1 pseudogene is annotated in these 1,134 nt (G+C 80.2%); it reads left to right on the top strand.

What is annotated here, in order from left to right:
- Positions 1-1,134, top strand: a pseudogene (locus tag FOE67_RS26445) (hypothetical protein); the annotation flags it as partial.

The following is a 1,134-nucleotide window of genomic DNA, read 5'->3' as shown; positions in this document are numbered from 1 at the left end:
GGGGAGCGGGCGACCCCCGCTCGTCAACCCCGCCGGTACGGCCGGAAAGCGATGGTGCCCCCCGGGCGGGGGATTCCGGGGGGAGCCCGGGGTCCGCCGACGCGGCCGAGGGGGCGGCGGGCGACGAGGAGCCGGGCGACGCCGCCGCCGGCCCGGCCACCGGGGGGTCCGAGGACGCCTCGGCCCCCGGGGACGGCGGGGAGCCGGCGGCGGACGCCGGGACGCCACGCCTGCCCCGTCCCGCCCGGGGCGGGGACGACGGCCACGAGCCCTCCGGGACGGAGGAGGCGGAGCCCGCCGGGCCCGGCGGGACGGACGGGACCGAGCGGACGCCCGACGCCGAGGGAGTTCGCGCCGACACCGCCGCCGGGAAGGACGCCGACCCCGAGCGGAAGGACCGGAAGGACCGGACGGACGGGGACGGGGGCGAAGCCGCCGCCGGTGACGCCGACGACGCCGGTGAGGGGGACGACGGGACGGACCCGGGGGCCGATGCGCCGGCCGACCGGACGACCGTGCTGCGCGTGCCGCCCTCCTCCACGAAGGCCGACACGAAGGCCGCCCCGAACTCCGACACGCAGACCGAGCCGAAGACCGGGTCGAGGACCGACGGGACCGGGACCGACGGCCCGGCCGAGGACGCACCGTCCGACCGCACCACGGCCCTGCGCGTGCCGTCCCCCGCCCGGAAGGACCGGAAGGACCCGAAGGACTCGAAGGAAGAGGGCGGAGGCGAAGCCGCCCCCGAGGACGCCGACGACGGTGAGGGGGGCGAGGGGACGGGGCCGGGAACCGATGGGCCGGCCGACCGGACCACCGTGCTGCGCGTGCCCGCCCCGGCGAAGAAGACCGACACCTCCACCGGGAAGGCCGGGAAGGCCGGGAAACCTGCCGCGCCCGGTGCTCCGGACGCGGAACCCGGACGACCGGAGGGGAGGGCCGGGGACCCGGCGGTCCCGCCGGCGCCCCCGGCCGCCCCACCGAAGCCCGCTGCCGACGACGCCCCCGACGCCGCCGACGCCGACGACGCCCCCGACGCCGACGACGCCCCCGCCGGGAAGGCCGCCGGGGCGAAGCCCGTCGATCCGCGGGCCGGCAGCACCTTCGTGCCCCTGCGCAAGGACGGCGACGTTC

It is taken from the genome of Streptomyces calidiresistens, assembly GCF_014141525.1.
Classification (GTDB): Bacteria; Actinomycetota; Actinomycetes; order Streptomycetales; family Streptomycetaceae; genus Streptomyces; species Streptomyces calidiresistens.
The sequence above is the reverse complement of the archived record's forward strand: the minus strand, read 5'-3'. Positions and strand labels throughout refer to the sequence as shown.